Below are 23,538 nucleotides of genomic sequence, written 5' to 3' on the forward strand. Positions count from 1 at the left end.
TACTAACTATCAATACCATACTTGGGAATTATGAGCATTAGTCAATCTAAATTTACTATAGGCGCGATCGCATCTCTAGCTATTTTGCTGTCTTCCTCGCTAGTTGTGAGCCAAACGACATACAAAGAGGTTGTTCAATCCCAACAAGTGCGCCCATTACCAGGCAAACTAGATAATATTCCTGTATTTAATAGCAATAGTCCTGAAGGCGTTAAGTCTGACGGTATTTTACTTTCGACTTTTCCCTCAATTGATAAAAAAGTACCAACAGCCCACCTTAACTATCCACTGCAAGGGCGTTTTGATTTATTTGCTCACCATTTCAGCTACTATCCCAAAGATTCACGTACTCTATATTTAGGGATAATTGCGAATAATCCTGGTAAAAAGCCTGTAACTATTAATGTTTTGGCAGCATCAAGTTATTTACTGCAAGATGCGCCTTATGTGACATTGCCAGCTTATTTAGAAAACAACGATGGTAAAGTTTATTCAGGACCAGGCGATCGCGCTGTAAGCGATGTACTTAGAGGCGTACGTCAAGCTGGGTTTCCTCAAAAGCTAATTCTTGCACCAGGCGAAAGCAAAATGCTCTTGAATGCGCCGATTCCAGTGCGCGATTTGGCTAAAGCAGTCAACGGGCGATCGACTTTAATGCAGCTAAATAGTAACGGAAAAGTTTATATAGCAAGTTTAGCGATGTTCGCCGCACAACCAAGCGATCCTAAACCTACCTTAGCTCAATGGCAGCAATTACTACTTGCAGGTAGCCTTTCAAGTCCGCGCGACAAAACGCCAACACCTCCCGAACAAACTAGCGGTAAACTAATTTACGGCAGAGTAGCAGGTATATCGCAAGGAGCGCAATGGCAAGCAATACTTACAGACAATCCTCAAGCTAAAAACCTAACAATTCCCGCTCCAGGGCAAGCTATTTCCTATGGTATAAATACTCTCAGAGGCGGCAGGTTGGGAACAGAGCAAGTCCAAACAGCCAAGATGTTAGCCCGCTACCCAGATACCGCTTACGAGGCGCATGGTAATTATGGAGTTCTCTACAATCTTTCTATTCCATTAGTTAACTCAAATAAAGAAGCCCGAACGGTAACTTTAACCCTGGCTACACCGTTAAAAGAAGACAAATTGAGTCAAAAAGGCGTGCGCTTTCGTCAACCATCATTAGATTTTCCTTTCTTTCGGGGTACAGTTCGCCTGCGCTACACTGACGACAACGGAAAACCACAGACGCGCTACGTGCATTTATGGCATCGTGTGGGGCAAGTAATAGATCCCCTGCTTGCCTTAAAGATGCAGCCTTCAAGCCGCCGCGAGGTACAGTTAGATTTAATTTATCCGCCTGATTCTACCCCGCCACAGGTATTAACTATTGGGACATTGGAGTAATTTGCGGGGGAGGGTAAAAGCGATCGCTACCATCTGCAAGTTATTTATTGTTGTAGGTAAAAACAACTCTGCATTCTAGGGCATCAGTAACAGCCGTATATCAACATCCATAGGATAAAGTAATGATGCTTTATCTTTGATGCTCTGCCTGTGATTGATAACATCTCCAAATTTTTAATCGAACAATATTCTACTGATTTTGCAGCTTGGTTACTAGGTGAATCAATTACTCTAACTACCATCAATCCCACCGAACTTAACGTCGAACCCATCCGCGCAGATTCAGTAATGTTGCTGCAATCTAGAGGTATTATCCTGCATACTGAGTTTCAAACTATCGGCGATGAAACCATGCCCTTTCGCATGGCAGATTATTACTTGCGCTTAACTAGGAAATTTCCCGAAAGAGATATTCAACAAGTAGTAATTTACCTGAAAAGGACGAGTTCGGATTTAGTCAGACAAGATAGATATGTAACTGCTGTAATGACACACCAGTTTCGTGTAATTCGCTTATGGGAACAACCTGTAGAGGTGTTTTTAAGTACGCCAGGATTATTACCATTAGCGGTATTAAGCCGCGCCTCAGATAAGGAAAGCGTGTTAGCGCAGGTAGTAAGAGAGTTAGAGAAAATAACTGACCCCAGAGAGCAGACTAATTTAACCGCAGCGACAAGTATCTTGGCGGGGTTAGAATTAGAAGCACAGACGATCCGACAATTGATGAGGAGTCCAGTGATGCGCGAATCTACGATGTACCAATTTATTTTACGTGAAGGTCGGGTTGAGGGACTGGAACAAGGACTGGAACAGGGTTTAATTCAAGGTCGCACCGATGGAGAAAGAGCAATAGTTATCAAGCTGCTTACTCGGAAGTTAGGTAGTTTATCGCCTGAAATAACAGCAAAAGTCAATGTTTTGAGTGTTGAACGGTTGGAGGCTTTGGCTGAGGCTTTGTTGGATTTTGCCAGTGTTGGCGATCTAGAATCCTGGTTGGGATAATCTGAGCAATAATTTCACTACTACTTTGTATAAATAGTTCTAACTCTAAAAGTTAGTAATTTTGAGGATTTTGCTGAAATGAGTAAGCTATTAATACCAAATTTTCAGAGTAAGCAAATGGGGCAAGTAATCGCCACTCTCACTGTAGCAAATCGCATAGATCGCGTTCTAGCAGAGCGAGGATTTATATCTAGTGAAGAAGTGCGTACTTGTCTACTAGATAACGTATTAGTTGATACGGGCGCAACGTTGCTTTGCTTACCTTGTAGCATTATTACTCAATTGGGCTTGGTTCAAGGTGGGGAAGCTGCTGTTGAGACTGCTGCTGGAGTCAGACAAGGGCGAATTTTTCGGGATGTAGAAATTTGTATAAGCGATCGCTGTGGAACTTTTGACTGCCTTGAACTGACTGAAGTATCGTATGCTTTATTAGGCGTAACGCCTATGGAAGTCTTGGGGTTAGAGCCAGACTTAAAAAACCGTAAGTTAAGAGTTTTGCCTATGAATTCTGAGCAAACCTACTTAAGTGTTTTGTAAGCTAGTGTACTGCTCATCTGTGTTGCTTACCATGATGGAGAAGCGAACGCAGATAAACGCAGATGAACGCAGATGTATAGTTAACCTTTGCTAATAAACTTTTACAGCTAGTTTATGTTTTATCATTTTTGACCCCTATCATGTCACTGCTTATTTGTCAAGTGTTATGGTGGTAGCTGTAGATATTGGCATAATCTTTGCAAGTATATAGCTGTAACTTAAATATATTAGTTAAATAACTATCAACTAAATTTATAGTGTATCTGGAATTTGTAATACATTGCTTGTATTTGATTGCAACTGCTGACAATGTGTATCTGCAATTTCAGGCAATATTGATAAGTCTAAATATGAACAGCATAAATGCGATCGCTCGTTCGTTTCACCCGCTCGAACTAATTACTAATAATATTACTCATAACTTTATTCCTTTAGCTTTTTATTCTAGCTTGGCTGGAGTTGTTTATTTATTATTAGGTGGTTTTATTTGGCTAAAGCCTTTAGAAGTAGCAAAGAAACCTTACTTAACTTGGGCTGTTTTGTTACCGATAATTTTTATACCTTTATGGCTTGGTTCTGGCGCTTGGGCGATCGCAATTACTCTAGTTTCTATTTATGGATTCAAGGAATTTGCACGCGGTACAGGGCTTTACGAGCATCGGGCTTACTGTATTGTAGTGGATGTATTAATTATTGGTTTGGGTTTGTGTGCTGCTTTTAGTCAATATGGACTATTTATGGCATTACCTATTTGGGGAATAGCAGGAATTACAGCTTTACCAATACTTACCAATCAATCTAAAGGAGCAATTCAAAACATTTCCTTGGCTGCAATTGGGCTAATTTATTTTGGTTGGTTTATGGCGCATATTAGCTTTTTAAGTCAATCGAGATATGGCTTAGGCTATGTCTTATTTATGGTGCTGGCAACTCAATTTAACGATGCTTTAGCTTTTTTGTGGGGCAAATTATTCGGCAAAACTACCTGGACGGAGATATCGCCTAAAAAGACAGTTGAAGGGTCGATTTTAGCTTTGATATCGAGTATTGCGATCGCATTTCTAAATTGGCAAATCGCTTTTCCTCATTTCCAGTGGTGGTTAGTAGGAATAGTTGGTTTAATAGTTGGTATTGGCGGTCAAATTGGCGACTTGGTAATGAGTGCCTTTAAACGCGATTTAGGTATCAAAGATTTTGGCGCACTTTTACCTGGACATGGCGGAATTTTAGATCGCATTGATAGTTTATTGTGGGTTGCGCCTGTATTTTTCCATACAGTCCGCTTTTTTTATGGAGGCTTTGGCTACTAATGCAAGATGTACGCCAGTGCAGTATTAACCTCAATTATTGGTGGATAGTTGCCCATCTTAAAAGCTTTCCGCGCGATGGAATTAAATCAGCTAAAGTGGGAACGCGAGAATTAGTTGTTGTCAAGCGCAATGGTAAGTTCAGTGTATTTGAAGATGCTTGTCCTCACAAACGAGTGCGCTTAAGTGAATTTGGTCGCCGCGTCGGGAATAAACTTGTTTGTAGTTATCACGGCTGGAAATTTGCAGCTAATGGTCAATGTACTGAAATTCCAGGGATGGAAAATGTAAGTAAGCAATTTTGCCTCAAGTCTTACCCAGTTCGAGAATATGGCGGCTGGTTGTGGGTATTTTTGGGAGAGGCGCAATTAGCAGATTCAGTTCTCTTACCAAAAATTCATCCATCCCAAAGTCAGCAATATCATCCAATTCCTATGCAAGGAGAGATTGGCTGTCATTTTAGCTATATTACCGAAAATGCTACAGACTTATTTCATGCAGACTTGCATCAAAGCGCCCAACCTTGGGCAAATCCTAAACTATTATCGCTAGATAGTGACGATCGCACAGTATCAGCAATCTATGAAGTAGATACGCCTAGATTACTAGCAGCCTTAATATCTCATCCAGGCAAAAATCGCGTTCATGTAATGTACGAATACCCTTATTTTCACCTGTGGTCGGAGGATGGGGCATTTTATTTATTTGTAGTTTACGTTCCTACTGCACCGCAGCGAACTTGGGTATACTCGACGTTTTACTTTCGCCATGTATGGGGAATACCTTGGATTTTGAAATTGTTGCACCCAATTTTAGATAAAGGTACATTTCGCCAAGTATTTGCTGAAGATATTCGCGCAGTACAAGAAGAACAACGGGCTTACAACTTACATAGTCAAGACTTAAGCCGCGAAACTAACCCAGTTTCTCATGCAGTCCGCAAAGTTATTTTAAATCAGACACAGGGGCGATCGCCTTTAACTCCAGAACCGTTTGTTTATCAGGGTAAGCCGCTATGAAATTTGAGTATGCACCTGCTGCTGACTTGGCAGATCCTTTAATTAAACGTTTGGGGAGGTATCCCCGCGTACCAGACTTGACTTGGGATACTTTGCGGTTTTTTGGTAGTTGGCTGGCAGTGACACTATTACGCCTGCAATATCGGCTGACTGTAAAAGGGCAAATTCCTCAAGGCGATCGCATTGCCATTGTAGCTAATCATCAATCGCACTTAGATACTGTCACTTTACTTGCAGCAATACCCGCCAAAATCAGACATCAAATTGTTGTATTAGCAGCCGCAGATTACTTTTTTGGTCGAATTAATCGGGCATTAGCAGCATCATTACTGTGTCAAGCTGTAGCTTTCGATCGCCTCAGCGTGATGGAATTAAGGCAGTGGCGAAGTCGTCTTAAAGCTGCTAATTCTGGCTGGATTTTGTTTTATCCCAGTGGTAGCCGCAAAAGCTGCCAACTTCAACGCGGACTATTAAAACTACTAATACAAGAAGGTTGGACAATTGTCCCCGCACATTTAGCCGGAACTGAAGAGGCTTGGTCAGTAGATGCGCCATTGTGGAAGCCTTTTGGACATTTGGAAGTGACCTTTGGCGAACCTTATACAAGTAATGACTTAAATTTGTTAGTTACTCAACTTAAACAAGAACTATTTTTATGACTCCTAAACTCGACTTAGGCTTATACCAAGCTAAATATACCTTTCGCAACTGGCTAAGAAAGATTCCTGGTATTAGCCAACTATCACCTAATTGGCTATCATGTTCGACAATTATTCCTGGCGTATTAATAGCTTACTGCTTGTATCAAGGTTGGTGGATGGGGGCGGTAATTGCGATCGCCTTCCGCATGACTCTTAGTACCCTAGACGGCTTAGTTGCTGAAGAATTTAACAAAACATCACCATTAGGGGCGTATCTCAACCGTCTACCTGGAGAAATTGCCGATTTGCTCATTATTTTAGGTTTATTTCCCTACAGTCAAATTAGTTGGATTATTGCCCTAATTATCCTCACAAGCTGGGTACAAACCTTCGGCTTACTCGGCTTAGTAGCAGGAAGCAAAACGCAATCAGTAGGACCATGCGGACAAACCGACAGACTCGCAATTATCGCCCTTAGCTGTATTGTTGCGGCTTTCGGGTTTCCAGTATGGCAATACGTTATTCCTGGAATGTGCATCGGTTGCGGCTTAACAATTCTGCTGCGGATCTTCCGTTCTATCCGCGACATTACCAACACCCAAACAGCCTAACAGTAGCAACATCTGCGTTCATCTGCGCGGCAGGTGCTACAAGTCGGCACAGCCGCTTTGGGCGTACTGCCTTGTCCATCTGCGTTCGCTTCCTAATTCGCGCAAGAAATCTAATGATTCCTGGAATTACTTACTTAAACTGGGCAGGACTTGCCCCTCTAACTTTACGGAGTTATCTGCATAGCCTAATCGCCCCCGAACTAATGGGCAACATTCTCCTCCCAAACTGGGTAAAAAGAGTCGAGAAACTACGAGAAGATGTTGCTTTATGGTTAGGCACACATAGCGAACAAGTTGCCTTTGTACCTTCTACCAGTGTGGCACTAACGATCGCCGCCCATAGTCTAACCTGGCAAAATAGCGACACTATCTTGTATCCAGCCAATGACTTTCCAGCGAACGTTTTACCCTGGCAAAGTTTAGACCGCTTTGGCGTTCAAGCGCAAGCTGTGCAAGATTGGACGCAACCTTGGGATAAACCTGTAAAAATGGTCAGCATCTCTACAGTTGACTTTACAACAGGCATAGAACAACCTTGGCAGCAAGTAGTACAGCAAGCAAATGCTAAAGGTATTTGGACTTGTGTTGATGCAATTCAATCGGCGGGAGTTAAACCAAGTTGGTGTCCTGAAATTGATTTTTGGTGCGCGGGGACGCAAAAATGGTTAGCTTCTGGTTTGGGATTGGCTTTATTAGTGCTAAGTCCTAAAGTTTTAAGCCGATTATCTCCACCATTTCCTACTTGGCTAGGATTAAATCAACCGCCTCTAGTTCAATCGGGGATGAGTAAAACTGCGCGTGGTTGGGAGTTAAGTTGGGCTTCTCCGCAAGCTATAGCCCGATTTGAAACTAATCTCAAATACTTTCAAGCTTCTGGTTGGGAAAATATAAGCCAAGGTGTAAGACAAAGACGCGATTATTTGCACGAACGCTTGTTAGAAATGGGTTGGAAAGTTGTATCTTGTCCCGAACGGTGGTCTGGTCTTGTTTGTTTCGATCCAGGATTGGGACAAGCAGAATCAATTGTTAAAGATGGCTATAAAAAGCGGATTATTACCGCCCAACGAGGAGACTATGTACGTATATCGCCGCATATTTTCAATTCGATGTCAAGTTTAGCGAGAACGGTTGATTGGTTGTGGAAATGTAAGCTTGAATACCGTTAAATACCCCCCAAAGCAATGAAATATCAAATTTTACGTTTTTTACTCAAAACTGTAGGCAAACTTAGCAAAGGCATTAGTTTAGGCTGGAGGACTGGCTTTGATTCTGGTGTAATGCTGGAATATGTATATGAAAATAAACCTCAAGGAATTACACCATTAGGGGTGTTAATTGACAAAATATACTTATCAAATAAAGTTTGGGATGGAGTGCGATCGCGCCGCCGAATGTTAGTCGGGCAACTTCAAGATGCGATCGCCCAATACAATCGTCCTCAAGTATTCGATTTAGCGGCTGGTGTTGGTTCTTACTTATTTTTATTACCTTTCGATCGCGCAAGTATTATTGCTGGCGATTACAACCAAGAAGCCGTTAATCAAGGAAAAGCTAAAGCACTTGCCCAAGGGCGCAAAGATATTATTTTCAAACGCAACGATGCATTTAATTTGACAGAATTTGCGAGTAAAAAAGTAGATATATTAGTTTCCTCTGGATTTTTCGATATTTTGACTGAAGATGACCAAATTAAAACAGTTTTAATAAATGGTTCAACTATTACTCAACCAGGTGCAAGATGGGTATTTACCATTGAAGAACATCATCCAGACTTGAAACTATTGCAAGAAAGTTTAGTCGATTTAAATCAACAACCTTGGAAATTAGTATTGCGCCCAGCCCGACAGCTAATAGATTGGGCAAAACCCTACGGCTGGGAACTAGAAACACTCCAACGCAACGAATATTTTGCTGTAGGAACAATGGTAAAAAGATGAAATTAAGCAATCAACCATTTTTATTAGAGACAGAAGGCGATCGCGCTTGCCTGCTGTTACATGGCTTAGGTGGCGGTGTATATGAGATGCAGCTATTAGGAGAATACTTGTATAAATGCGGTTTAACTGTGCAAGGTATAAATTATCCAGGTCATGCGGAGATTATGGCTAAAATGCCTGCTTCTAAATGGCGGGAATGGTACGAACATATAGAAGAAACTTATCAAAAACTTAGTTCAAAATACTCCAGTATTTCTGTAGTTGGATTTTCTACTGGTTGTCCTTTGGCTTTGTATTTAGCAGCTACAAACCCTCTAGAAAAGTTAGTTTTACTTAGTCCTTTTTTAGCAATCAAGCACGAGTGGTATTACTTATTAAAACCAGAGACTTATCTAGCTTCTGTAGGGTGGTTAATTAACGATGTACCGCGCTTAAAGTTGCCAATTCGAGATAGACAAATGTGCAAAGCTGCTGAAGAAGCTGCTTTTTTTAAAACTTTTAATCTACCGACAGTTAAAAGTGCATTGGAATTAATTAACGCAATTAAGCCACTATTACCGCAAATTAAGGAACCGACATTGATTATTCAGTCGCATAAAGATACAGTTGTCGATCCCAGTGGCGCGAGAATAATTTATCAGCAACTTGGTTCGAGCTATAAAAAGCTTTGTTGGTTAGAGAAATCAGACCATATTATTTTGTTAGATGTAGAACGCGATCGCGTAACTCAAGAAATTAAAGACTTCCTGTTGCCATGAAAACAGCTTGGGTGACAGGTGCGACAGGCTTTTGGGGTCGAAATGTAGTTTTAAGTTTGCTGCGGCTAGATTGGCGTGTAGTGGCGCTAACAAGATCCAAGCCAGAGGAGTTGATGGCGTGGGCGCGATCGCAAAATAAAGAATTAGTATGGCAACACTGCGATTTACAAAACTTTTTTTTACAACAACTGCAAGAATTAGAGCCACCATCTGCATTATTTCACTGTGCCGCAATTTTTGACAGCATAGCAACAATGATGCAAGTAAACGTCATATCTCCCATCGGGATAATTGAAAGCGTTTTGCCTGCAATGCAAGCTACTGGCGAAGGTAGAATTGGTATATTTCTAGGTCAAAATGGGCGAATAGGATTGCCGAATTTGGGGTATTTTAGCGCTACTCAGGGGGCGCTGTGGACTTGGGCAGAATCTCAATCGCGTACTTTAGCACAGCAAGGGAATGTTTCTCTTAGCTTAGTATTTCCGCCGCGTGCGCCTTCCGATTTACAAGCACAACTAGCAGAAAAATTGAGCAAACCACCGAAATTATCAACTCGTCCAACTGCTGACGATTTGGTTAAAAAAGTGCTTTTAGGACATCGGCGGGTAGGTCGTCGTCCTATACTTGCAGGTATCTCAACTTTGCTGTGGTAATTGATTACGATCAAGTGAGGCATATAAATGGATGGTGTAGTAGTAGCGGTCAGTCGCAGCCCAGCACACACTTTCACCAAGCAAAATCAAAAGAGTATTCAGCTTTTAACAGGACTTGGCGTTGAAGGCGATTCACATCTAGGCAAAACAGTCAAACACCGCTCGCGCGTAGCAGTTGACCCAACCCAGCCCAATTTACGTCAAGTGCATTTAATTCATGCAGAACTACATGACGAGTTGCAAGCGTCTGGCTTTGTAGTATCAGCCGGACAAATGGGTGAAAATATTACTACACGCGGTATCGATTTACTTAGTTTACCAACTAGCACGAAACTACATATAGGCGACACAGCAATAGTTGAAATAACAGGGCTGCGAAATCCCTGCACCCAATTAGATCGATTTCAGTCAGGATTAATGGCGGCGGTACTAGGGCGTGACGAACAAGGAAAGCTTATTCGTAAAGCTGGAGTTATGGCAATTGTTATGATTGGCGGTAAGGTAGCTTCTGGTGACTCAATTTATATTGAACTACCACCACAACCGCACAAACTTCTAGATCGGGTTTGAAATGAATCGATAGTAAACACACTATGTCTCTACAAGAAACCAAAGAACAAGCTTTTAAGCTGTCTGTGAGCGATAGTCGAGTAATTACAATCGCACGTATCAATTAGCTAGTAGCTGTACGGTATGAAGTTTATGTATAATAACTGACATTTAGAGACTATACAAAAAAATAAAATGACTGGAATAGAATGGCTGCGATCGCTTCACATTTTATCAATCCGTTAATTAGTTGCAATGGATGTAACATCATGACTTTATTAAAAGCATACGAGGAATTGATTGACTTTATTGCAGCAGGTACAACTCCAGACAATATTGTTGCTTTTCGCCCTTCAGAAGAAACAAAACAACGTGTCGCCGATCTCTTGCGGCGGGAAAAGACAACGGGACTAACACCAGATGAATTATCTGAGTTGGATCGTTATATGCAACTAGAACATTTAATGCGTTTAGCTAAAGCTCGTGCAAGAAAGTATCTTTCTATTCAGTAGCCTTGAGTACCACTTATATCAATGCAGACCTCCGGCGCTTAGTCATTGCACGCGCTGATAACCTTTGTGAATACTGCCTAATACATGAAGATGACACATATTTTGGTTGTGAGGTAGACCATATCATTAGCGAGAAACATGGTGGTCCAACAAACGCAGTTAACTTAGCCTATGCTTGCATGAGTTGTAACAGGAATAAAGGAAGTGATGTTGGCTCTATTGTAATGCCGCTAGCTCGTAATATTTTCAGTCGATTTTTTAATCCACGCATCGATTTATGGTCTGAGCATTTTGTATTAGATAATTCAGACAAAATTACTATTGTTCCTTTAAACGATATTGGTGAGGTTACAGTTCGTATTTTGGGATTTAATAGTATTGAGCGTTTGTTAGAACGACAAACATTATATGAAATCGATCGGTATCCAACAGTACAAGCTTTACAACGCATTGAGAATCAAAGCGATTTATCTAATCAATAATGCTGCCCAAATATGCAGACACGATCGCTTCGTGTACTTTGGTGAATTTTTTGGAAATATGTTCTTCTAAATGTCCTTCTTTTATGGAAGGTTTGATTAATTCTACTGCTGCTTGGATAAGTTGTATGGCAATTTGCTTGTCTATCTCTGAAGCTGACGATGATGAGTTTGGAAACATTTGAATTGTAGTGCCATCAGTTCTAAAGTCAGAATAATTTGAGCAAATCATATATTAGTACCTAATTGTAAAAACACAATACTTTATATTGTTATAAGGTGAGTTCGCCAAATAATACCGACAACAAGTAATGACTGTTATTTAGACTAATTTGCTCTAATTGCCAAGCTTGCTTCCTCAAAATTTTCTCTAGCTGTTCGGCAGAGATTGCCTGCTGATCGACTAAAATTTCTCCCAATCTTCTACCACTAAATTGCTGTTCTAATAAAGCTTTTTTTAGCTCGTATTGAAAAATTAATTTTTCTTCAACTAGAAGTTGACCTAGCGGTAATTGCTCGTCTCCCAATAATTTTTCTAATTGGTTTGCAGATATTACTTGTCTTTCTAATAATTGTTCGGCTAGCTTTTTATTACTGGTATAAAGCTCTGACAAAACTTTATCTAATTCAGATTGCATAACTAATTTTCCTAGATAAGAATTGAGTTTAAGTAAAAAACAAACTGATTTAAATAGCTATCAGGAAGTAGATTGCTTCTTGACATTATTTACGTGTACTTACATAAGGTAAGAGACAATATATAAAGTTTCACACTTCTATCAAGAAAATTATTATCAAGTTTTAGTGAAGAATTAGCTGCAAAATAACCGCAGGCGCAAGCTGGGGTTAAATACTTATATTCAAATCATCTAGCTTGCTACAGGTGTTCGATTAGCTAGCAAATACCTGTCCCCAAGTTGCAAATAAAAATACTCCAACTGTTGCGATCGCTAGCAACCCCTGAATCAAATTTCCTACCAACGAGCCGACAACTATTCCCAATCCAGCCTTAAAAGCTAGCTGAAAATCTCGTCTGTATAAATACTCACCCAAGATTGCTCCCAACAATGGACCGAGCAAAATCCCCAACAAAGGACCACCTATAGGCAAAGCAGGCAACAAACCTAAAATTCCTACTACTAAGCCTACAAATGCACCTATTTGCCCCCATTTACTTGCACCTGCGCGTTGTGCACCCCAAAAAGTTGCCAAAAAATCGATGCCGATGCCCAATAATAAAACAGCGATCGCCACTATCAAAGGCAAACTTATACTACCTAAAGAGCCTTGCACCGCCCCCCAAATCAAAATCGCAATCAAGATCAAGCTAGTACCAGGAATACCAGGAACTACAGCCCCGATTATTCCTACAACCATAAAAGCCACAAGTAACCAATAGAGAAGCAACATAAAGGTTTTAACTCCCAACAGATGCGCGATCTTTATCTACCAAATAATTGCTTAGGGTAACAGCTAACTTGTCGGCAATGCCACTAACCCAGTTTTGATCTTGGAGAGTATAACTGCGGGGAGCATTTGCCCCCAAAATTAAAGCCCCGCGATCGCCTATCGGCTGCAAAATCGCTCCTTGAGTATTTTCTGGCAGATAGTCAAATTCAATTTTGCCTGGATAAGTTTTCAGCCCAACTAAGTAGATAGGCTTATGTTTATCTAACACCCGCTGCAAAATCGCCCCTGGTTTAACTTCTTTATTTGCGCCCAAAATGCCGCGCCTGAGCAGCACATTACCTTGATAAACAACTATTAGACTGCGCGTTACAGTATTTGTCAGCAATAAATGCGATGCCCAAGCAAGCTCATTTTTCACCTCTTGGGGCAAATCGGGGGCAAGTTCAAAACCCTCTTCGCCAATTAACTCTACAGCATCAGGCGATCGCGGCGCGACTTGCTGCCACAATAAACCAGTCAAAATTAACAAAGCACTCAAAATTACCCCTAACGCATCAGCCCGCGCTTGAGAATCGGTAATTTCTGGCGTTAATAAGCGGTTAACAAGCAGCAAAACCCCTCCTAACGCACCAGCTACAAGAGGTAATCGCCGCAAAACCGCATTTCGATCTGATGAAGCCATAATCAAACGTAGAGTTTCAAGTTTTAAATTAAAAATCTATTTCTATACTTAACTCAAAACTCAAAACTCAAAACTATTCTTACTCTTCTCCTGGTTCGATAATCCGCTGGAATAAGTACCCCGTACCTCTTGCCGTCAGTATTAGTTCGGGATTGCTCGGATCGTCTTCTAACTTGGCTCTCAACCGAGAAATATGTACGTCTACTACGCGAGTATCAACGTGCCTTTCTGGTGTGTATCCCCAAACTTCTTGCAAAATCTCCGATCGCGAGAAAGCTTCGCCAGAGCGACTAACTAGCAATTCCAACAAGCTAAATTCCATTCCTGTTAGGCGGATACGCTCGTCGCCTTTGTAAACTTGGCGCTTATTTGTGTCAATTCGCAGGTTGGTAACATGAATCACACCAGAACTGGGAATTCCCGAAGCTCCTGTTTTGTCTACTCTCCGCAATACCGAGCGAATGCGTGCTTCTAGTTCTTTTGGTGAAAACGGTTTAACCACATAGTCATCTGCACCTAGCTCTAAGCCAGTGATGCGATCGGCGACATCCCCCAAGGCTGTTAGCATAATAATTGGTACATCTGATTCTTTACGTAATTCTTGACAGACACCATAACCATCAAGCTTGGGCATCATGACATCTAAAACCACTAAGTTTGGCTCGGCTTTGCGGAAAGTATCTAAAGCCTCTTCGCCATCGGCTGCTGTCACGACATCATAACCAATCATAGAAAGCCGAGTTTCTAAAATTCGGCGGATACTGGCTTCGTCGTCCACTACGAGGATTTTTTCTTTATGATTTTCCAATTTCTTTTACTCTCCTTAAGTGGAATTTCCAATCGTTAATTTTTAATCTAGTTCCATTAAGATTATCATCTCATCTAACGTTTTTAAGAAGCTCAGAGCATTACTAATACTGGATTTCAAGCTTTCTTAAGATTTTCCATATATGAACATTCTTTAAGAATTAACAACTAACAATGCCCAAAACTAGAACATACTACGTTTGCAACGAATGTGGAACAGAATCCCCGCAGTGGTTTGGCAAGTGTCCAGGCTGCGGAACTTACAATTCCTTAGAAGAACAAATTGAAACTTCTGCCTCTATTTTGCCCAGTCGAGGAGGAGTAAAATCTGGAACTAGCAACGGGAAGTCAAACAAACCAGCAAAACCAAGAGCATCTTTAACTTTCGCTCAAATTACCCATCGCGATCAAGAGCGCTGGTTTTCTGGGTACGGAGAATTAGATAGAGTATTAGGTGGTGGCATCGTTCCTGGCTCTCTAGTGCTAATTGGCGGCGATCCTGGTATTGGCAAATCTACTTTACTGTTGCAAGTATCTAACCGCCTAGCGGAACAGTATCGCATTCTTTACGTCTGTGGGGAAGAATCAGGGCAACAAGTTAAGCTTAGAGCTTCGCGTTTGGGAGTATCTAGCGAACCAGAAGTGCAGACAGAATCAAATAATGGGACAAATAAAAGTGTAGGGGCGGATCTCTATGTATTGCCAGAAACGGATTTGGAAGAAATTTTGCGGGAATTAGAATCGCTTAAACCAAATGTCGCAGTGATTGATAGTATTCAAACAATCTACTTGCCATCAATGGCATCTGCGCCTGGCTCTGTCGCTCAAGTACGCGAATGTACCGCAGCTTTGATGAAAGTGGCAAAGCGCGAGGATATTACACTGCTAATAGTCGGACACGTCACCAAAGAAGGCGCGATCGCAGGTCCGAAAGTATTAGAACACTTGGTCGATACAGTATTGTACTTTGAAGGCGATCGCTTTGCTTCTCACCGCTTGCTGCGATCGGTAAAAAACCGCTTCGGCGCAACTCACGAAATTGGCGTGTTTGAAATGCTAGAACGAGGACTGAGGGAGGTTTCCAACCCCTCAGAGTTATTTCTAGGTAGCCGCGATGAAAGTACCCCAGGCACAGCCCTAGTAGTAGCTTGTGAAGGTACGCGCCCGATTGTAGTAGAATTACAAGCTTTAGTAAGTCCTACTAGCTACAGTTCGCCTCGGCGTTCGACTACAGGCGTTGACTATAATAGGCTATTACAAATTTTAGCTGTGTTAGAAAAACGAGTGGGTATTCCTCTATCTAAGTTGGATGCTTATGTCGCTTCAGCAGGTGGGTTGAATGTAGAAGAACCTGCGGTAGATTTGGGAGTAGCGATCGCTGTAGTAGCTAGTTTTCGCGATCGCGTCGTCGATCCGCGTACTGTGTTAATTGGCGAAGTCGGTTTGGGCGGACAAATTCGCCCCGTCTCGCAGATGGAATTGCGATTAAAAGAAGCAGCAAAACTAGGCTTCAAACGCGCGATTGTGCCTAAAGGTCAAAATTATCCCGATGTCAGTCTAGAAATTATCCCCGTAGCCAAAGTCATCGATGCCATCATAGCCGCCATCCCACCGCAACATTTATCAGAGTTTGAAATGCCAGATCCAGATGAGGACGAAGAATGATGCGATCGCCCAACTTAAAACTACTTTTACTTTTAACTTTACTTCTCAATACCTTTGGCTGTTTTGCCGAAGCACCCACCAACTCCAAACCCCCTACACCACCAAAGCCAGCTAGCAAAACAACACCTGCTAAAGCGGCAAAGTCTGCTTACTCTTTTGTAGATAGTATTTGTCTTAATACTCACTGGAGTTATGGCGATACTCCTTACGGGCAAAAGTATGATGCTGTGAGGCAAAAATTAGTAGCTTTAGGCGTGCGACACATCCGCGACGGTGGTGCAAGCCCAGATGTAATTCGCAAAATGAGACAATTGGCGCGTCAAGGTATCAAGACAACTTACATCATGAATCCAAATGTAGGAGTTGCCCCTAATTCTTCCTACTGGGTTACAGAACCAGGTTATAAAGTTGTCGATTTTGTCAAAAAAGTTGGGACTAATACTATTGATGCTGTCGAAATCTCTAACGAAATTGACCTAAATTTCCAAAAATACTACTGGCGCAAAGGCGATAAAGAAAAACTTAACGACGATCCTAACTCCTCTCGATACTGGGTTCCCTATATTCGCAGCCTGACTAAAGATACTTACAAAGCTTTAAAGAGCGATCGCGCTACTGCTAAAGTCAAAGTTATTGGTCCTTCTTTGGGACGTACTTATAATTACGAAAATAAATCACCTTTAGGCGATCTCAGCGCTGATGTAGATTGGGGCAACTTTCACCCTTACCCTTCTGGTGGCAATCCGTTTAACAATCCTTTTCAGTACAACACTATTGAAAAATATTACTGGCATAGCAACTTCCCGTCAGTAAATCTTGACAACCATCCTTACGCTTTTGACGTGTATGCTCCGCCTTTTGGACGCAAGCCGATGGCAGCAACGGAAACAGGCTACTTTACTACCAAAGGGAAAAATGGCATTTCTGAAAAGGTACACGGCAAATACATCCCGCGTTTGTTCCTAGAATATTTCCGCAATGGCGTTACTCGTACTTGCTCTTACGAGTTGGTTGATGAATGGAGCGATCGCGGCAATTCTGAAGGCAATTATGGCATACTACGCAATAATTTGACTCCAAAACCTGCCTATACGGCTTTAAAAAATATCATCAGCGTGCTTAAAGATCCGCAAGGCGCAAGGATAGTTCCCAGAGCAGTCAACTATAAACTAACCTTCAAAGCGCCGCCTAAGTACGATCGCACAGAATACGTCCACGATCTTTTACTGCAAAAGCGCGATGGTAGTTTTTATTTAGTTTTGTGGCATGAAATTTCTAATGGCGATCGCAGTCGCACTCCCGTAAGAGAAATAAATCCGCCACCGATACCCACTCAGGTAAATCTAGTCACGCCTATTCGCAGTGCTACTATTTATACTCTCAATGATGTTGGTAATATGGCTACTAAAGCTGCTCCTATTCGCAATAACAGAATTAGTCTCAATGTCACTGACAAAGCCACTATCATTAAGCTAGTCCCCAGAAAATAACAGGTCTAGAGGGCTGTACCTAGCTAATGTTAGCTCAAGTCCTCAGTGATTTTGTTGGTTAATTTTGATACTAATAATAGTCAAACTGTTATTTCCTTGGACATATCTAAGTAGGTATTTAACAATACGGCGCATCTGTTAGTAAACTGTTAAAGTTATACTTATTAGCAAGCATTGTCTGCAAGATTATAGAACACAATAGTTAAATCTAGGTTAAGAGAAAACTAAAACCGAGTTAGTTTAGTAAATATGCTTAATTAGAGCAACTATTTCAGTTATAAGTATTTAAACCTATCTTGATGTTAGTCATTGCTCCAATAATAAAAAATATATGGCTTTAAAAACCAGGAGGAATAATGGACAACAAAGCAAATTTTCTCTACCCGCGCAGCCGCTATCACGGTCAAGTTAAGCCAGAAAACTTAGTTTTTAATGCGAATCTGCAAGAATTTGCCCAAAAGGTAAGTTACATCTGCAATCTAGAAACTGCTGGCAAACTTACACCAGAAGAGTCATATCAAAAAATTCGCGCTTTATGGAAACAACTCAAGCGCTCCAAACAGCAGCTAGGCATAGGTAATAATATGTTTGGCAATGACGAGCAGCAATGAAGCTATTGTTACTCCTGTTATTTAGATACTGAAATTAAGCAAAATTTTTACCCCTTAGCAAACCACTAGGGGGAATTTTTGTAAGGTGGCGAAATTAACGGGTTAAGCTGACTGCTAAACTTTGCTCTGTTACCTGACAATAGTAGTTCTGCAACTGGCGGGTAGCTGCTGCCCATCCCCAGCGTTCGGCTTCAAGTCGGGCATTGCTGCGGATAGTTTCTCGTTCTTGTTTTTGTTCTAGCAGATGACACGTTGCGGCGATCGCTCCTTCATCTCCTGTCTGCGGATCGAACAAAAACCCATTTACCCCAGAAGTAACAATATCAGGAATTCCTCCAGAACTTGCCGCTACAACAGGACATCCCGCCGCCATCGCTTCTAGCAATACTAATCCTAATGTCTCAGTACGGGAAGGAAATATAAATGCATCGGCTGAAGCAAAAGCCGCACCCAATTCTCTACCTGTCAAGTAGCCGACAAAGTGAGTAGGCGTACCAGCAAAATACTGTTCTAAAGACGCTCTATGGGGACCATCGCCAACTAATGCTAGTTGCGCTCCAGGGATAGCTTCTAATACAGGTTTGATGCGCTCGATTTCCTTTTCTGCTGACAAACGGCCGACATATAGCAATAACGGACTATCGGGATATCCTTGGCTGAGATGCGATCGCATTTCGCTAGATGCAAGTTCGGGGTGAAATAACTCTGTATCTACTCCGCGCTGCCACAAATCTACTCTTTCTATCCCATGAGCAGTTAATTCCTCTACCATTGCTGTTGAGGTACACAAGTTTAGTTGCGCCTGGTTATGAGCAGATTTGAGCAATTCCCACAACAAGCCTTCTAACATTCCTAATTTGTAGTGCTGGAGATACTGGGGTAAATGCGTGTGATAAGACGCTACCAAGGGAATTTTTAAAACTTTGCCATAATACAACCCAGCCAGTCCCAAAACTGCTGGGTTAACTACGTGAATAATATCGGGCTGAAATTCCTCCAAAGCTTGACCGATCGCAGGTCTTGGCAATGCCATTTTTAACTCAGGGTACAATGGCAAAGGAAAACCAGTAACGCCATATACTCTAGCTCCCATGTACTCTGTTATGCCCCCATCAGGAGCTACTACCATTACGCGATCGCCACTGCGCTGCAAATGCTCTACAGTATGTCGCAGTCTCGTTACAATTCCATCAACTTTGGGTAAAAATGTTTCAGTAAATAAGGCAATTCGCATACAGAAAATAAGGTCTGGGGGCTACCGCTACGCGGTGTTTTGAGGTAAAAGTAAATAGTCTATAACACAGTACCACCAGAATTAGACTGTTTTCTACTGGGCTGGGTACAAATTCCATGTATGCCAATAGCAGGTATTGTCCCACCTAACAATACTCCTACTCCTTGGGCGAAGCAATTAATTCGATGCCTATTTTCGGCTACTTGGGCAACAAATAGGTCTTGCAGCGTTGGAGATGGAGATTTGGCTACCCGATTGTCAGCCTGGAAACTAGCCTCTAGCGCTACCCATTCGGGCATTAGGTAGTAGGTACTAAGGCTAGTGGCAGAAATACCAGGTAGTACAACTATTAGCAACAATACAAGCGATCGCATGGACTTTCACGAAAATTGTTTACCGTCGCCAAGCAACTTTGGGCAGAATGTGATTTTTATCTACTCTGTTTTGGTACTTAATGGCAAAGTTGAGCAGCGAGTCTAGCAATGAATCAGACAAGAAGTGAGGCTGCAAGCCAAGATTGAGCAAGTTAGTATTTTTGGCGTTGAAGTAATGTTCTTCTTTTTCGATTCTGGGGTTATCTATATTGTCGATCTCTACCTTTAACCCTAGTGCTGTACCCGCTTTTTGCACCATACCGGCTAAATCGCCGACGCTGAATAATTCTGTAAATTGGTTAAATACGCGAAATTCACCAGCTTCGGCAGGTGATGCGATCGCAAGTTCCACGCACTTTACTGTATCGCGAATATCTAAAAAGCCGCGCGTCTGTCCACCTTTGCCATATACAGTCAAAGGATGTGCGATCGCAGCTTGAATGCAAAATCTATTTAATGCTGTACCAAATACGCCATCGTAGTCCAAACGGTTGATTAACAACTCGTCCATGCCTGTTTCTTCTGTCAGTACGCCATAAACTACGCCTTGGTTTAAATCGGTAGCTCTTAAGCCCCAAATCTTACAAGCAAAGTGAATGTTGTGGCTATCGTGGACTTTGCTGAGGTGATACATCGAACCTGGTTGCTTGGGATAAGGCAATGTGTCCTTGCGCCCGTTGTGTTCGATGGTAATGTAGCCTTCTTCAATATCAATGTTTGGCGTACCGTACTCGCCCATTGTGCCTAGCTTGACTAGGTGACAATCTGGGAATTTCTCGCGCATGGCATACAACAAGTTCAACGTGCCAACAACGTTGTTTACTTGCGTCAAAACTGCGTGTTCGCGATCGATCATCGAAAATGGAGCCGATCGCTGTTCGCCGAAATGCACGATCGCTTCTGGTTGAAATTCCTGCAACGATTTGTCTAAAAATTCGTAGTTGGTGATATCGCCAACATATAAGTCAATTGATTTTCCTGTCAGATCGTGCCAACGCTCAATTCTTTGCTGGATCGAAGCAATTGGCGTTAAGGTATCCGCACCTAATTGTAAATCCCAATGCCGCCGTACCAAACTATCCAAAATCCCGACTTCGTAACCCCGATTCGATAAGTACAGTGCTGTTGCCCAGCCGCAATACCCATCGCCACCAATAATTAAAACTTTCATCTTAACCAGTGCTTACTCGCTTGATACTCGCTCAATTTATCAGGTTTGTGACCCCCATAACCTATTTGAATGTACTTCCCTTGCTCAACTTATTCATTAAGCTTTGTAACAATATTGCTGTCATAACGTTTTACTGTCTTGACAACAGGCGAAGGGGTGAGTAATCTGATAAACATACCCGGGTACAAAGTCTGAAAACGTAATATGCAAGTTAAGCAAAAGGTTACTTTTTATTTATCTCCAGAACTGCATCGCAAACTCAAAATCAGAGCAGCGATTGATTCCGAGCCAATGTCAGATTTAGCAGAAAAGGCAATTGTGTTCTACCTAAATCATCCAGAAATGGTTGAAGCAGCAGAATCCGCCGCTCACGGTCGCACTCACCAAGTACACGCTTGCCCTGAATGTGCAACCTCAGTAGTAGTTAAAGATGGCGAAATGGTGGCTCTCAAGAATCAGCCTGGAGTAGTAAGTGAAGAACAGTTGACTGTAGCTCAAGTAACGCCAGGCGCGGCAGGTCAAGAACAGCTAGTAACCTGTTAACAACTCAAATTTTGGGGCGTAGCTTCAAAAATCCAAACTATTCACTTTGTTTATTTGGTTCCAAGTAGGTTGACGGTCATGAAAGAAGAGCTAAATATTCTGATTCAAGCTCAATACCCCTTAATCTACCTTGTGACATCTGAGGAAGAACGGGCAGAGAGTGCGATCGCGACAATTGCCCAAGCAAGACCTCAGAAACGCATTTACCTGTGGACGGTGACACACGGGATAGTAGAGTACGGTCAGCCCCGCAACGTGACTCAGCACAACACGGTATCGCCGGAAGCAGCGATCGAGTGGGCAATTAGACAGCGAGAACCAGGAATATTTATCTTCAAAGACCTACATCCCTTTATTGACTCGCCAGCAACAACGCGATGGCTAAGAGATGCGATCGCTAGTTTCAAAGGGACGCAAAAAACAATCTTGCTCATGTCTCCAGTTCAGCAAGTCCCTATCGAACTAGAAAAGGAAGTTGTTGTACTTGACTTTGCTTTACCTGACATGACTGAGTTAAATCAAGTTTTGTCCAAGCAATTAGAGCAAAGCAGAGGGCGGAGAATTACTACTGAAGCTAGAGAAAAGTTACTAAAAGCAGCACTAGGTTTGACGCGAGACGAAGCAGAAAAAGTCTATCGCAAAGCTCAAGTAACTACAGGCAATCTGACAGAAAGCGAAGTAGATATTGTTTTATCAGAGAAGAAGCAATTAATTAGACGCAACGGCATTTTAGAATATATCGAAGAAGACGAAACTATCGAAGCCGTTGGCGGACTAGAAGAACTCAAGCATTGGCTCAAGCAACGCTCTAACGCTTTTACAGAAAGAGCTAGAGAGTACGGGTTGCCTCAACCAAAAGGAATGTTAATTTTGGGCGTACCTGGTTGCGGTAAGTCGTTAATTGCCAAAACTACCTCTCGCCTGTGGGGTTTGCCCTTATTGCGCCTAGATATGGGTAGAGTCTATGATGGCTCTATGGTAGGACGCTCGGAAGCTAACCTGCGTAATGCGCTAAAAACCGCTGAATCGATTTCTCCAGCAATCTTATTTATCGACGAATTAGATAAAGCATTTGCTGGCGGTACAGGTTCCGCCGACTCTGATGGCGGTACATCTAGCAGAATTTTTGGTTCTTTCCTGACTTGGATGCAAGAAAAAACTTCGCCAGTATTTGTAATGGCAACAGCTAACCGAGTTGAAAGGCTGCCAGGAGAGTTTTTACGTAAAGGACGCTTTGACGAACTTTTCTTTGTCGATTTGCCGACTGCCGACGAACGCAAAGAAATATTTAACATTCACTTAGTCAAGCGCAAGCGGGACGTTACCCGTTTCGACTTAGACCAATTAGCGAAAGTTGCCGATGGGTTCTCAGGTGCAGAAATTGAGCAAGCATTGATTGCCGCGATGTACGAAGCTTTTGCTCAAGATCGAGAATTCACCCAATTAGATATTATTGCTGCCATTAAGTCCACGCTGCCTCTGTCGAAGACCATGACAGAACAAGTAACCGCCTTGAGAGATTGGGCAAGACAGCGTGCTAGACCAGCAGCAGCCTCCGTAGCTGAATATCAGCGTATGGAGTTTTAAAAGCTTTCTCCTGCTACCACAGGAGGAAAGGCTAGCCTAAGTTGCTAGCAGTTAGACCGAATAGCCGCGTAGGTTTTCCCACCCTTAAGAAGCGCGGCTGCACTTAGCCCAAACTGTTGTCGTTTTAATTCAAATTTCCCAGGAGGAAACCCAAATGTCCCATTTTAGCACCCTACGCACCAAGATCACTGATGCCGAAATCCTCAAGGCTTCTTTACGCGACTTGGGTATTAACACGAAGACTGAAGCTGACGTTCGCGGTTACAACGGTCAAAGAGTTCGTGCAGACTTAGTTGCAGTATTAGAAGGCGAATACGATTTAGGTTGGTCGCGCAATAGTGATGGTTCTTTTGACCTAATTGCTGACCTCTGGGGCGTAGCTAAGAAGCACAATCAAACTGAGTTAATCAACTCAATTAACCAAAAGTATGCTGTAAACAAGACTCTATCAGAAGTCAAGCAGCGTGGTTTGCAAAACGCCAATGTCAAATTGGTTGTGCAAAAGTAATTTAACTTTTTGCGCGTTCCCAAAAATGAAAGGGTTAACCTAGTTAA

General features: G+C 42.2%; 28 protein-coding genes. 20 read left to right on the plus strand and 8 right to left on the minus strand.

The window, feature by feature from the left end:
• Positions 1 to 30: 30 nt before the first annotated feature.
• The 14 genes from UH38_RS05925 (at position 31) to UH38_RS05990 (ending at position 11,412) form a co-directional block, all read left to right on the plus strand.
• Positions 31 to 1,404: a DUF3370 domain-containing protein gene (locus UH38_RS05925; RefSeq protein ID WP_045053712.1), complete on the plus strand. Its 1,374-nt coding sequence runs from the start codon at positions 31 to 33 to the stop codon at positions 1,402 to 1,404.
• A gap of 150 nt (positions 1,405 to 1,554) precedes the next feature.
• Positions 1,555 to 2,406 carry an Rpn family recombination-promoting nuclease/putative transposase gene (locus tag UH38_RS05930; RefSeq protein WP_045053713.1) on the plus strand — a complete coding sequence of 284 codons (852 nt, stop codon included), beginning with the start codon at positions 1,555 to 1,557 and terminating at the stop codon, positions 2,404 to 2,406.
• A gap of 78 nt (positions 2,407 to 2,484) precedes the next feature.
• Positions 2,485 to 2,943: a pepsin/retropepsin-like aspartic protease family protein gene (locus tag UH38_RS05935; protein WP_045053714.1), complete on the plus strand. Its 459-nt coding sequence runs from the start codon at positions 2,485 to 2,487 to the stop codon at positions 2,941 to 2,943.
• A gap of 350 nt (positions 2,944 to 3,293) precedes the next feature.
• The gene (locus UH38_RS24680; RefSeq protein WP_052672269.1) at positions 3,294 to 4,253 is read left to right on the plus strand and encodes a phosphatidate cytidylyltransferase; all 960 of its coding nucleotides are present in this window, start codon (positions 3,294 to 3,296) and stop codon (positions 4,251 to 4,253) included.
• Positions 4,253 to 5,269, plus strand: a complete 1,017-nt coding sequence (locus UH38_RS24685; RefSeq protein ID WP_052672270.1) for a Rieske 2Fe-2S domain-containing protein — start codon at positions 4,253 to 4,255, stop codon at positions 5,267 to 5,269. The genes UH38_RS24680 and UH38_RS24685 overlap by 1 nt, the downstream gene beginning before the upstream one ends.
• The gene (locus UH38_RS05950) at positions 5,266 to 5,928 is read left to right on the plus strand and encodes a lysophospholipid acyltransferase family protein (protein ID WP_045053715.1); all 663 of its coding nucleotides are present in this window, start codon (positions 5,266 to 5,268) and stop codon (positions 5,926 to 5,928) included. Before UH38_RS24685 ends, UH38_RS05950 begins: the two co-directional genes overlap by 4 nt.
• Entirely contained in the window at positions 5,925 to 6,521 is a 597-nt protein-coding gene (locus tag UH38_RS05955; RefSeq protein WP_045053716.1) for a CDP-alcohol phosphatidyltransferase family protein, read from the plus strand. Before UH38_RS05950 ends, UH38_RS05955 begins: the two co-directional genes overlap by 4 nt.
• Positions 6,419 to 7,687 (plus strand): aminotransferase class V-fold PLP-dependent enzyme, encoded by a 1,269-nt coding sequence (locus UH38_RS05960; RefSeq protein ID WP_082065317.1) that lies wholly within the window; start codon positions 6,419 to 6,421, stop codon positions 7,685 to 7,687. The genes UH38_RS05955 and UH38_RS05960 overlap by 103 nt, the downstream gene beginning before the upstream one ends.
• A gap of 15 nt (positions 7,688 to 7,702) precedes the next feature.
• Positions 7,703 to 8,458, plus strand: a complete 756-nt coding sequence (locus UH38_RS05965) for a class I SAM-dependent methyltransferase family protein (protein ID WP_045053718.1) — start codon at positions 7,703 to 7,705, stop codon at positions 8,456 to 8,458.
• Positions 8,455 to 9,216, plus strand: a complete 762-nt coding sequence (locus tag UH38_RS05970) for an alpha/beta hydrolase (RefSeq protein WP_045053719.1) — start codon at positions 8,455 to 8,457, stop codon at positions 9,214 to 9,216. The genes UH38_RS05965 and UH38_RS05970 overlap by 4 nt, the downstream gene beginning before the upstream one ends.
• Positions 9,213 to 9,869: an SDR family NAD(P)-dependent oxidoreductase gene (locus tag UH38_RS05975; protein WP_045053720.1), complete on the plus strand. Its 657-nt coding sequence runs from the start codon at positions 9,213 to 9,215 to the stop codon at positions 9,867 to 9,869. The genes UH38_RS05970 and UH38_RS05975 overlap by 4 nt, the downstream gene beginning before the upstream one ends.
• A gap of 27 nt (positions 9,870 to 9,896) precedes the next feature.
• Positions 9,897 to 10,439 carry an MOSC domain-containing protein gene (locus UH38_RS05980; RefSeq protein ID WP_045053721.1) on the plus strand — a complete coding sequence of 181 codons (543 nt, stop codon included), beginning with the start codon at positions 9,897 to 9,899 and terminating at the stop codon, positions 10,437 to 10,439.
• 248 nt (positions 10,440 to 10,687) lie between these two features.
• A complete protein-coding gene (locus UH38_RS05985; protein ID WP_045053722.1) occupies positions 10,688 to 10,930 on the plus strand; it encodes a hypothetical protein in 243 nt (80 codons plus the stop codon).
• 2 nt (positions 10,931 to 10,932) lie between these two features.
• A complete protein-coding gene (locus UH38_RS05990; RefSeq protein WP_045053723.1) occupies positions 10,933 to 11,412 on the plus strand; it encodes an HNH endonuclease in 480 nt (159 codons plus the stop codon).
• Here UH38_RS05990 and UH38_RS05995 read toward each other — a convergent pair.
• From UH38_RS05995 to rpaB, 5 genes are all read right to left on the minus strand, one after another.
• Positions 11,402 to 11,641, minus strand: coding sequence for a hypothetical protein (locus UH38_RS05995; protein ID WP_045053724.1), 240 nt, complete (start codon positions 11,639 to 11,641; stop codon positions 11,402 to 11,404). The two genes, UH38_RS05990 and UH38_RS05995, sit on opposite strands and share 11 nt — an antisense overlap.
• A 40-nt stretch (positions 11,642 to 11,681) precedes the next feature.
• A complete protein-coding gene (locus UH38_RS06000) occupies positions 11,682 to 12,047 on the minus strand; it encodes a hypothetical protein (RefSeq protein WP_052672271.1) in 366 nt (121 codons plus the stop codon).
• Positions 12,048 to 12,300: 253 nt separating this feature from the next.
• A complete protein-coding gene (locus UH38_RS06005) occupies positions 12,301 to 12,819 on the minus strand; it encodes a DUF456 domain-containing protein (RefSeq protein WP_045053725.1) in 519 nt (172 codons plus the stop codon).
• A gap of 7 nt (positions 12,820 to 12,826) precedes the next feature.
• On the minus strand, positions 12,827 to 13,501 hold the full coding sequence (locus UH38_RS06010; RefSeq protein ID WP_045053726.1) for a cofactor assembly of complex C subunit B: 675 nt from the start codon (positions 13,499 to 13,501) through the stop codon (positions 12,827 to 12,829).
• Positions 13,502 to 13,580: 79 nt separating this feature from the next.
• On the minus strand, positions 13,581 to 14,309 hold the full coding sequence (gene rpaB, locus UH38_RS06015) for a response regulator transcription factor RpaB (protein ID WP_045053727.1): 729 nt from the start codon (positions 14,307 to 14,309) through the stop codon (positions 13,581 to 13,583).
• A 173-nt stretch (positions 14,310 to 14,482) separates the two neighbouring features.
• On the opposite strand from rpaB, the gene radA reads away from it, so the two are divergent.
• The 3 genes from radA to UH38_RS06030 all read left to right on the plus strand — a co-directional run bounded on the left by radA (position 14,483) and on the right by UH38_RS06030 (position 18,074).
• Entirely contained in the window at positions 14,483 to 15,973 is a 1,491-nt protein-coding gene (gene radA, locus UH38_RS06020) for a DNA repair protein RadA (RefSeq protein ID WP_045053728.1), read from the plus strand.
• Complete coding sequence (locus UH38_RS06025) at positions 15,970 to 17,463, plus strand: hypothetical protein (protein WP_045053729.1); 1,494 nt, start codon at positions 15,970 to 15,972, stop codon at positions 17,461 to 17,463. Before radA ends, UH38_RS06025 begins: the two co-directional genes overlap by 4 nt.
• A gap of 356 nt (positions 17,464 to 17,819) precedes the next feature.
• Positions 17,820 to 18,074, plus strand: a complete 255-nt coding sequence (locus UH38_RS06030) for a DUF7219 family protein (protein ID WP_045053730.1) — start codon at positions 17,820 to 17,822, stop codon at positions 18,072 to 18,074.
• A 94-nt stretch (positions 18,075 to 18,168) separates the two neighbouring features.
• Here the strand turns inward: UH38_RS06030 and UH38_RS06035 are convergent, their stop codons facing one another.
• From UH38_RS06035 to UH38_RS06045, 3 genes are read right to left on the minus strand one after another with little or no spacing between them, the layout of a single operon-like run.
• Positions 18,169 to 19,308 carry a glycosyltransferase family 4 protein gene (locus UH38_RS06035; protein ID WP_045053731.1) on the minus strand — a complete coding sequence of 380 codons (1,140 nt, stop codon included), beginning with the start codon at positions 19,306 to 19,308 and terminating at the stop codon, positions 18,169 to 18,171.
• Positions 19,309 to 19,367: 59 nt separating this feature from the next.
• Positions 19,368 to 19,682 carry a hypothetical protein gene (locus tag UH38_RS06040; RefSeq protein WP_045053732.1) on the minus strand — a complete coding sequence of 105 codons (315 nt, stop codon included), beginning with the start codon at positions 19,680 to 19,682 and terminating at the stop codon, positions 19,368 to 19,370.
• 19 nt (positions 19,683 to 19,701) lie between these two features.
• Positions 19,702 to 20,853 (minus strand): NAD-dependent epimerase/dehydratase family protein, encoded by a 1,152-nt coding sequence (locus UH38_RS06045; RefSeq protein WP_045053733.1) that lies wholly within the window; start codon positions 20,851 to 20,853, stop codon positions 19,702 to 19,704.
• Between the two features lie 204 nt (positions 20,854 to 21,057).
• Here UH38_RS06045 and UH38_RS06050 point away from each other — a divergent pair, with 204 nt between their 5' ends.
• The 3 genes from UH38_RS06050 to UH38_RS06060 all read left to right on the plus strand — a co-directional run bounded on the left by UH38_RS06050 (position 21,058) and on the right by UH38_RS06060 (position 23,491).
• Positions 21,058 to 21,396, plus strand: a complete 339-nt coding sequence (locus UH38_RS06050) for a hypothetical protein (RefSeq protein ID WP_045053734.1) — start codon at positions 21,058 to 21,060, stop codon at positions 21,394 to 21,396.
• A gap of 78 nt (positions 21,397 to 21,474) precedes the next feature.
• Entirely contained in the window at positions 21,475 to 22,983 is a 1,509-nt protein-coding gene (ycf46, locus tag UH38_RS06055) for a stress-responsive protein Ycf46 (protein ID WP_045053735.1), read from the plus strand.
• Between the two features lie 154 nt (positions 22,984 to 23,137).
• The gene (locus UH38_RS06060; RefSeq protein WP_045053736.1) at positions 23,138 to 23,491 is read left to right on the plus strand and encodes a DUF1257 domain-containing protein; all 354 of its coding nucleotides are present in this window, start codon (positions 23,138 to 23,140) and stop codon (positions 23,489 to 23,491) included.
• The last annotated feature ends 47 nt before the right edge of the window (positions 23,492 to 23,538 follow it).

Origin of the sequence: Aliterella atlantica CENA595 (assembly GCF_000952155.1) — a bacterium.
In the GTDB taxonomy this organism is placed as follows: Bacteria; Cyanobacteriota; Cyanobacteriia; order Cyanobacteriales; family Chroococcidiopsidaceae; genus Aliterella; species Aliterella atlantica.

Excerpts from the sequence above, each read along its gene's own strand:
- UH38_RS05925 (WP_045053712.1), top strand. The coding sequence starts at position 31 with ATGAGCATTAGTCAATCTAAATTTACTATAGGCGCGATCGCATCTCTA.
- UH38_RS05970 (WP_045053719.1), top strand. The coding sequence starts at position 8,455 with ATGAAATTAAGCAATCAACCATTTTTATTAGAGACAGAAGGCGATCGC.
- UH38_RS06030 (WP_045053730.1), top strand. The coding sequence starts at position 17,820 with ATGGACAACAAAGCAAATTTTCTCTACCCGCGCAGCCGCTATCACGGT.
- UH38_RS06050 (WP_045053734.1), top strand. The coding sequence starts at position 21,058 with ATGCAAGTTAAGCAAAAGGTTACTTTTTATTTATCTCCAGAACTGCAT.
- UH38_RS06000 (WP_052672271.1), bottom strand. The coding sequence starts at position 12,047 with ATGCAATCTGAATTAGATAAAGTTTTGTCAGAGCTTTATACCAGTAAT.
- UH38_RS06005 (WP_045053725.1), bottom strand. The coding sequence starts at position 12,819 with ATGTTGCTTCTCTATTGGTTACTTGTGGCTTTTATGGTTGTAGGAATA.
- UH38_RS05985 (WP_045053722.1), top strand. The coding sequence starts at position 10,688 with ATGACTTTATTAAAAGCATACGAGGAATTGATTGACTTTATTGCAGCA.
- UH38_RS05955 (WP_045053716.1), top strand. The coding sequence starts at position 5,925 with ATGACTCCTAAACTCGACTTAGGCTTATACCAAGCTAAATATACCTTT.
- UH38_RS05935 (WP_045053714.1), top strand. The coding sequence starts at position 2,485 with ATGAGTAAGCTATTAATACCAAATTTTCAGAGTAAGCAAATGGGGCAA.
- UH38_RS06040 (WP_045053732.1), bottom strand. The coding sequence starts at position 19,682 with ATGCGATCGCTTGTATTGTTGCTAATAGTTGTACTACCTGGTATTTCT.
- ycf46 (WP_045053735.1), top strand. The coding sequence starts at position 21,475 with ATGAAAGAAGAGCTAAATATTCTGATTCAAGCTCAATACCCCTTAATC.
- UH38_RS05960 (WP_082065317.1), top strand. The coding sequence starts at position 6,419 with ATGGCAATACGTTATTCCTGGAATGTGCATCGGTTGCGGCTTAACAAT.
- UH38_RS06045 (WP_045053733.1), bottom strand. The coding sequence starts at position 20,853 with ATGAAAGTTTTAATTATTGGTGGCGATGGGTATTGCGGCTGGGCAACA.
- UH38_RS05965 (WP_045053718.1), top strand. The coding sequence starts at position 7,703 with ATGAAATATCAAATTTTACGTTTTTTACTCAAAACTGTAGGCAAACTT.
- UH38_RS06025 (WP_045053729.1), top strand. The coding sequence starts at position 15,970 with ATGATGCGATCGCCCAACTTAAAACTACTTTTACTTTTAACTTTACTT.
- UH38_RS05950 (WP_045053715.1), top strand. The coding sequence starts at position 5,266 with ATGAAATTTGAGTATGCACCTGCTGCTGACTTGGCAGATCCTTTAATT.
- UH38_RS06010 (WP_045053726.1), bottom strand. The coding sequence starts at position 13,501 with ATGGCTTCATCAGATCGAAATGCGGTTTTGCGGCGATTACCTCTTGTA.
- UH38_RS24685 (WP_052672270.1), top strand. The coding sequence starts at position 4,253 with ATGCAAGATGTACGCCAGTGCAGTATTAACCTCAATTATTGGTGGATA.
- UH38_RS06060 (WP_045053736.1), top strand. The coding sequence starts at position 23,138 with ATGTCCCATTTTAGCACCCTACGCACCAAGATCACTGATGCCGAAATC.
- UH38_RS05980 (WP_045053721.1), top strand. The coding sequence starts at position 9,897 with ATGGATGGTGTAGTAGTAGCGGTCAGTCGCAGCCCAGCACACACTTTC.
- UH38_RS06035 (WP_045053731.1), bottom strand. The coding sequence starts at position 19,308 with ATGCGAATTGCCTTATTTACTGAAACATTTTTACCCAAAGTTGATGGA.
- UH38_RS05995 (WP_045053724.1), bottom strand. The coding sequence starts at position 11,641 with ATGATTTGCTCAAATTATTCTGACTTTAGAACTGATGGCACTACAATT.
- radA (WP_045053728.1), top strand. The coding sequence starts at position 14,483 with ATGCCCAAAACTAGAACATACTACGTTTGCAACGAATGTGGAACAGAA.
- UH38_RS05975 (WP_045053720.1), top strand. The coding sequence starts at position 9,213 with ATGAAAACAGCTTGGGTGACAGGTGCGACAGGCTTTTGGGGTCGAAAT.
- UH38_RS24680 (WP_052672269.1), top strand. The coding sequence starts at position 3,294 with ATGAACAGCATAAATGCGATCGCTCGTTCGTTTCACCCGCTCGAACTA.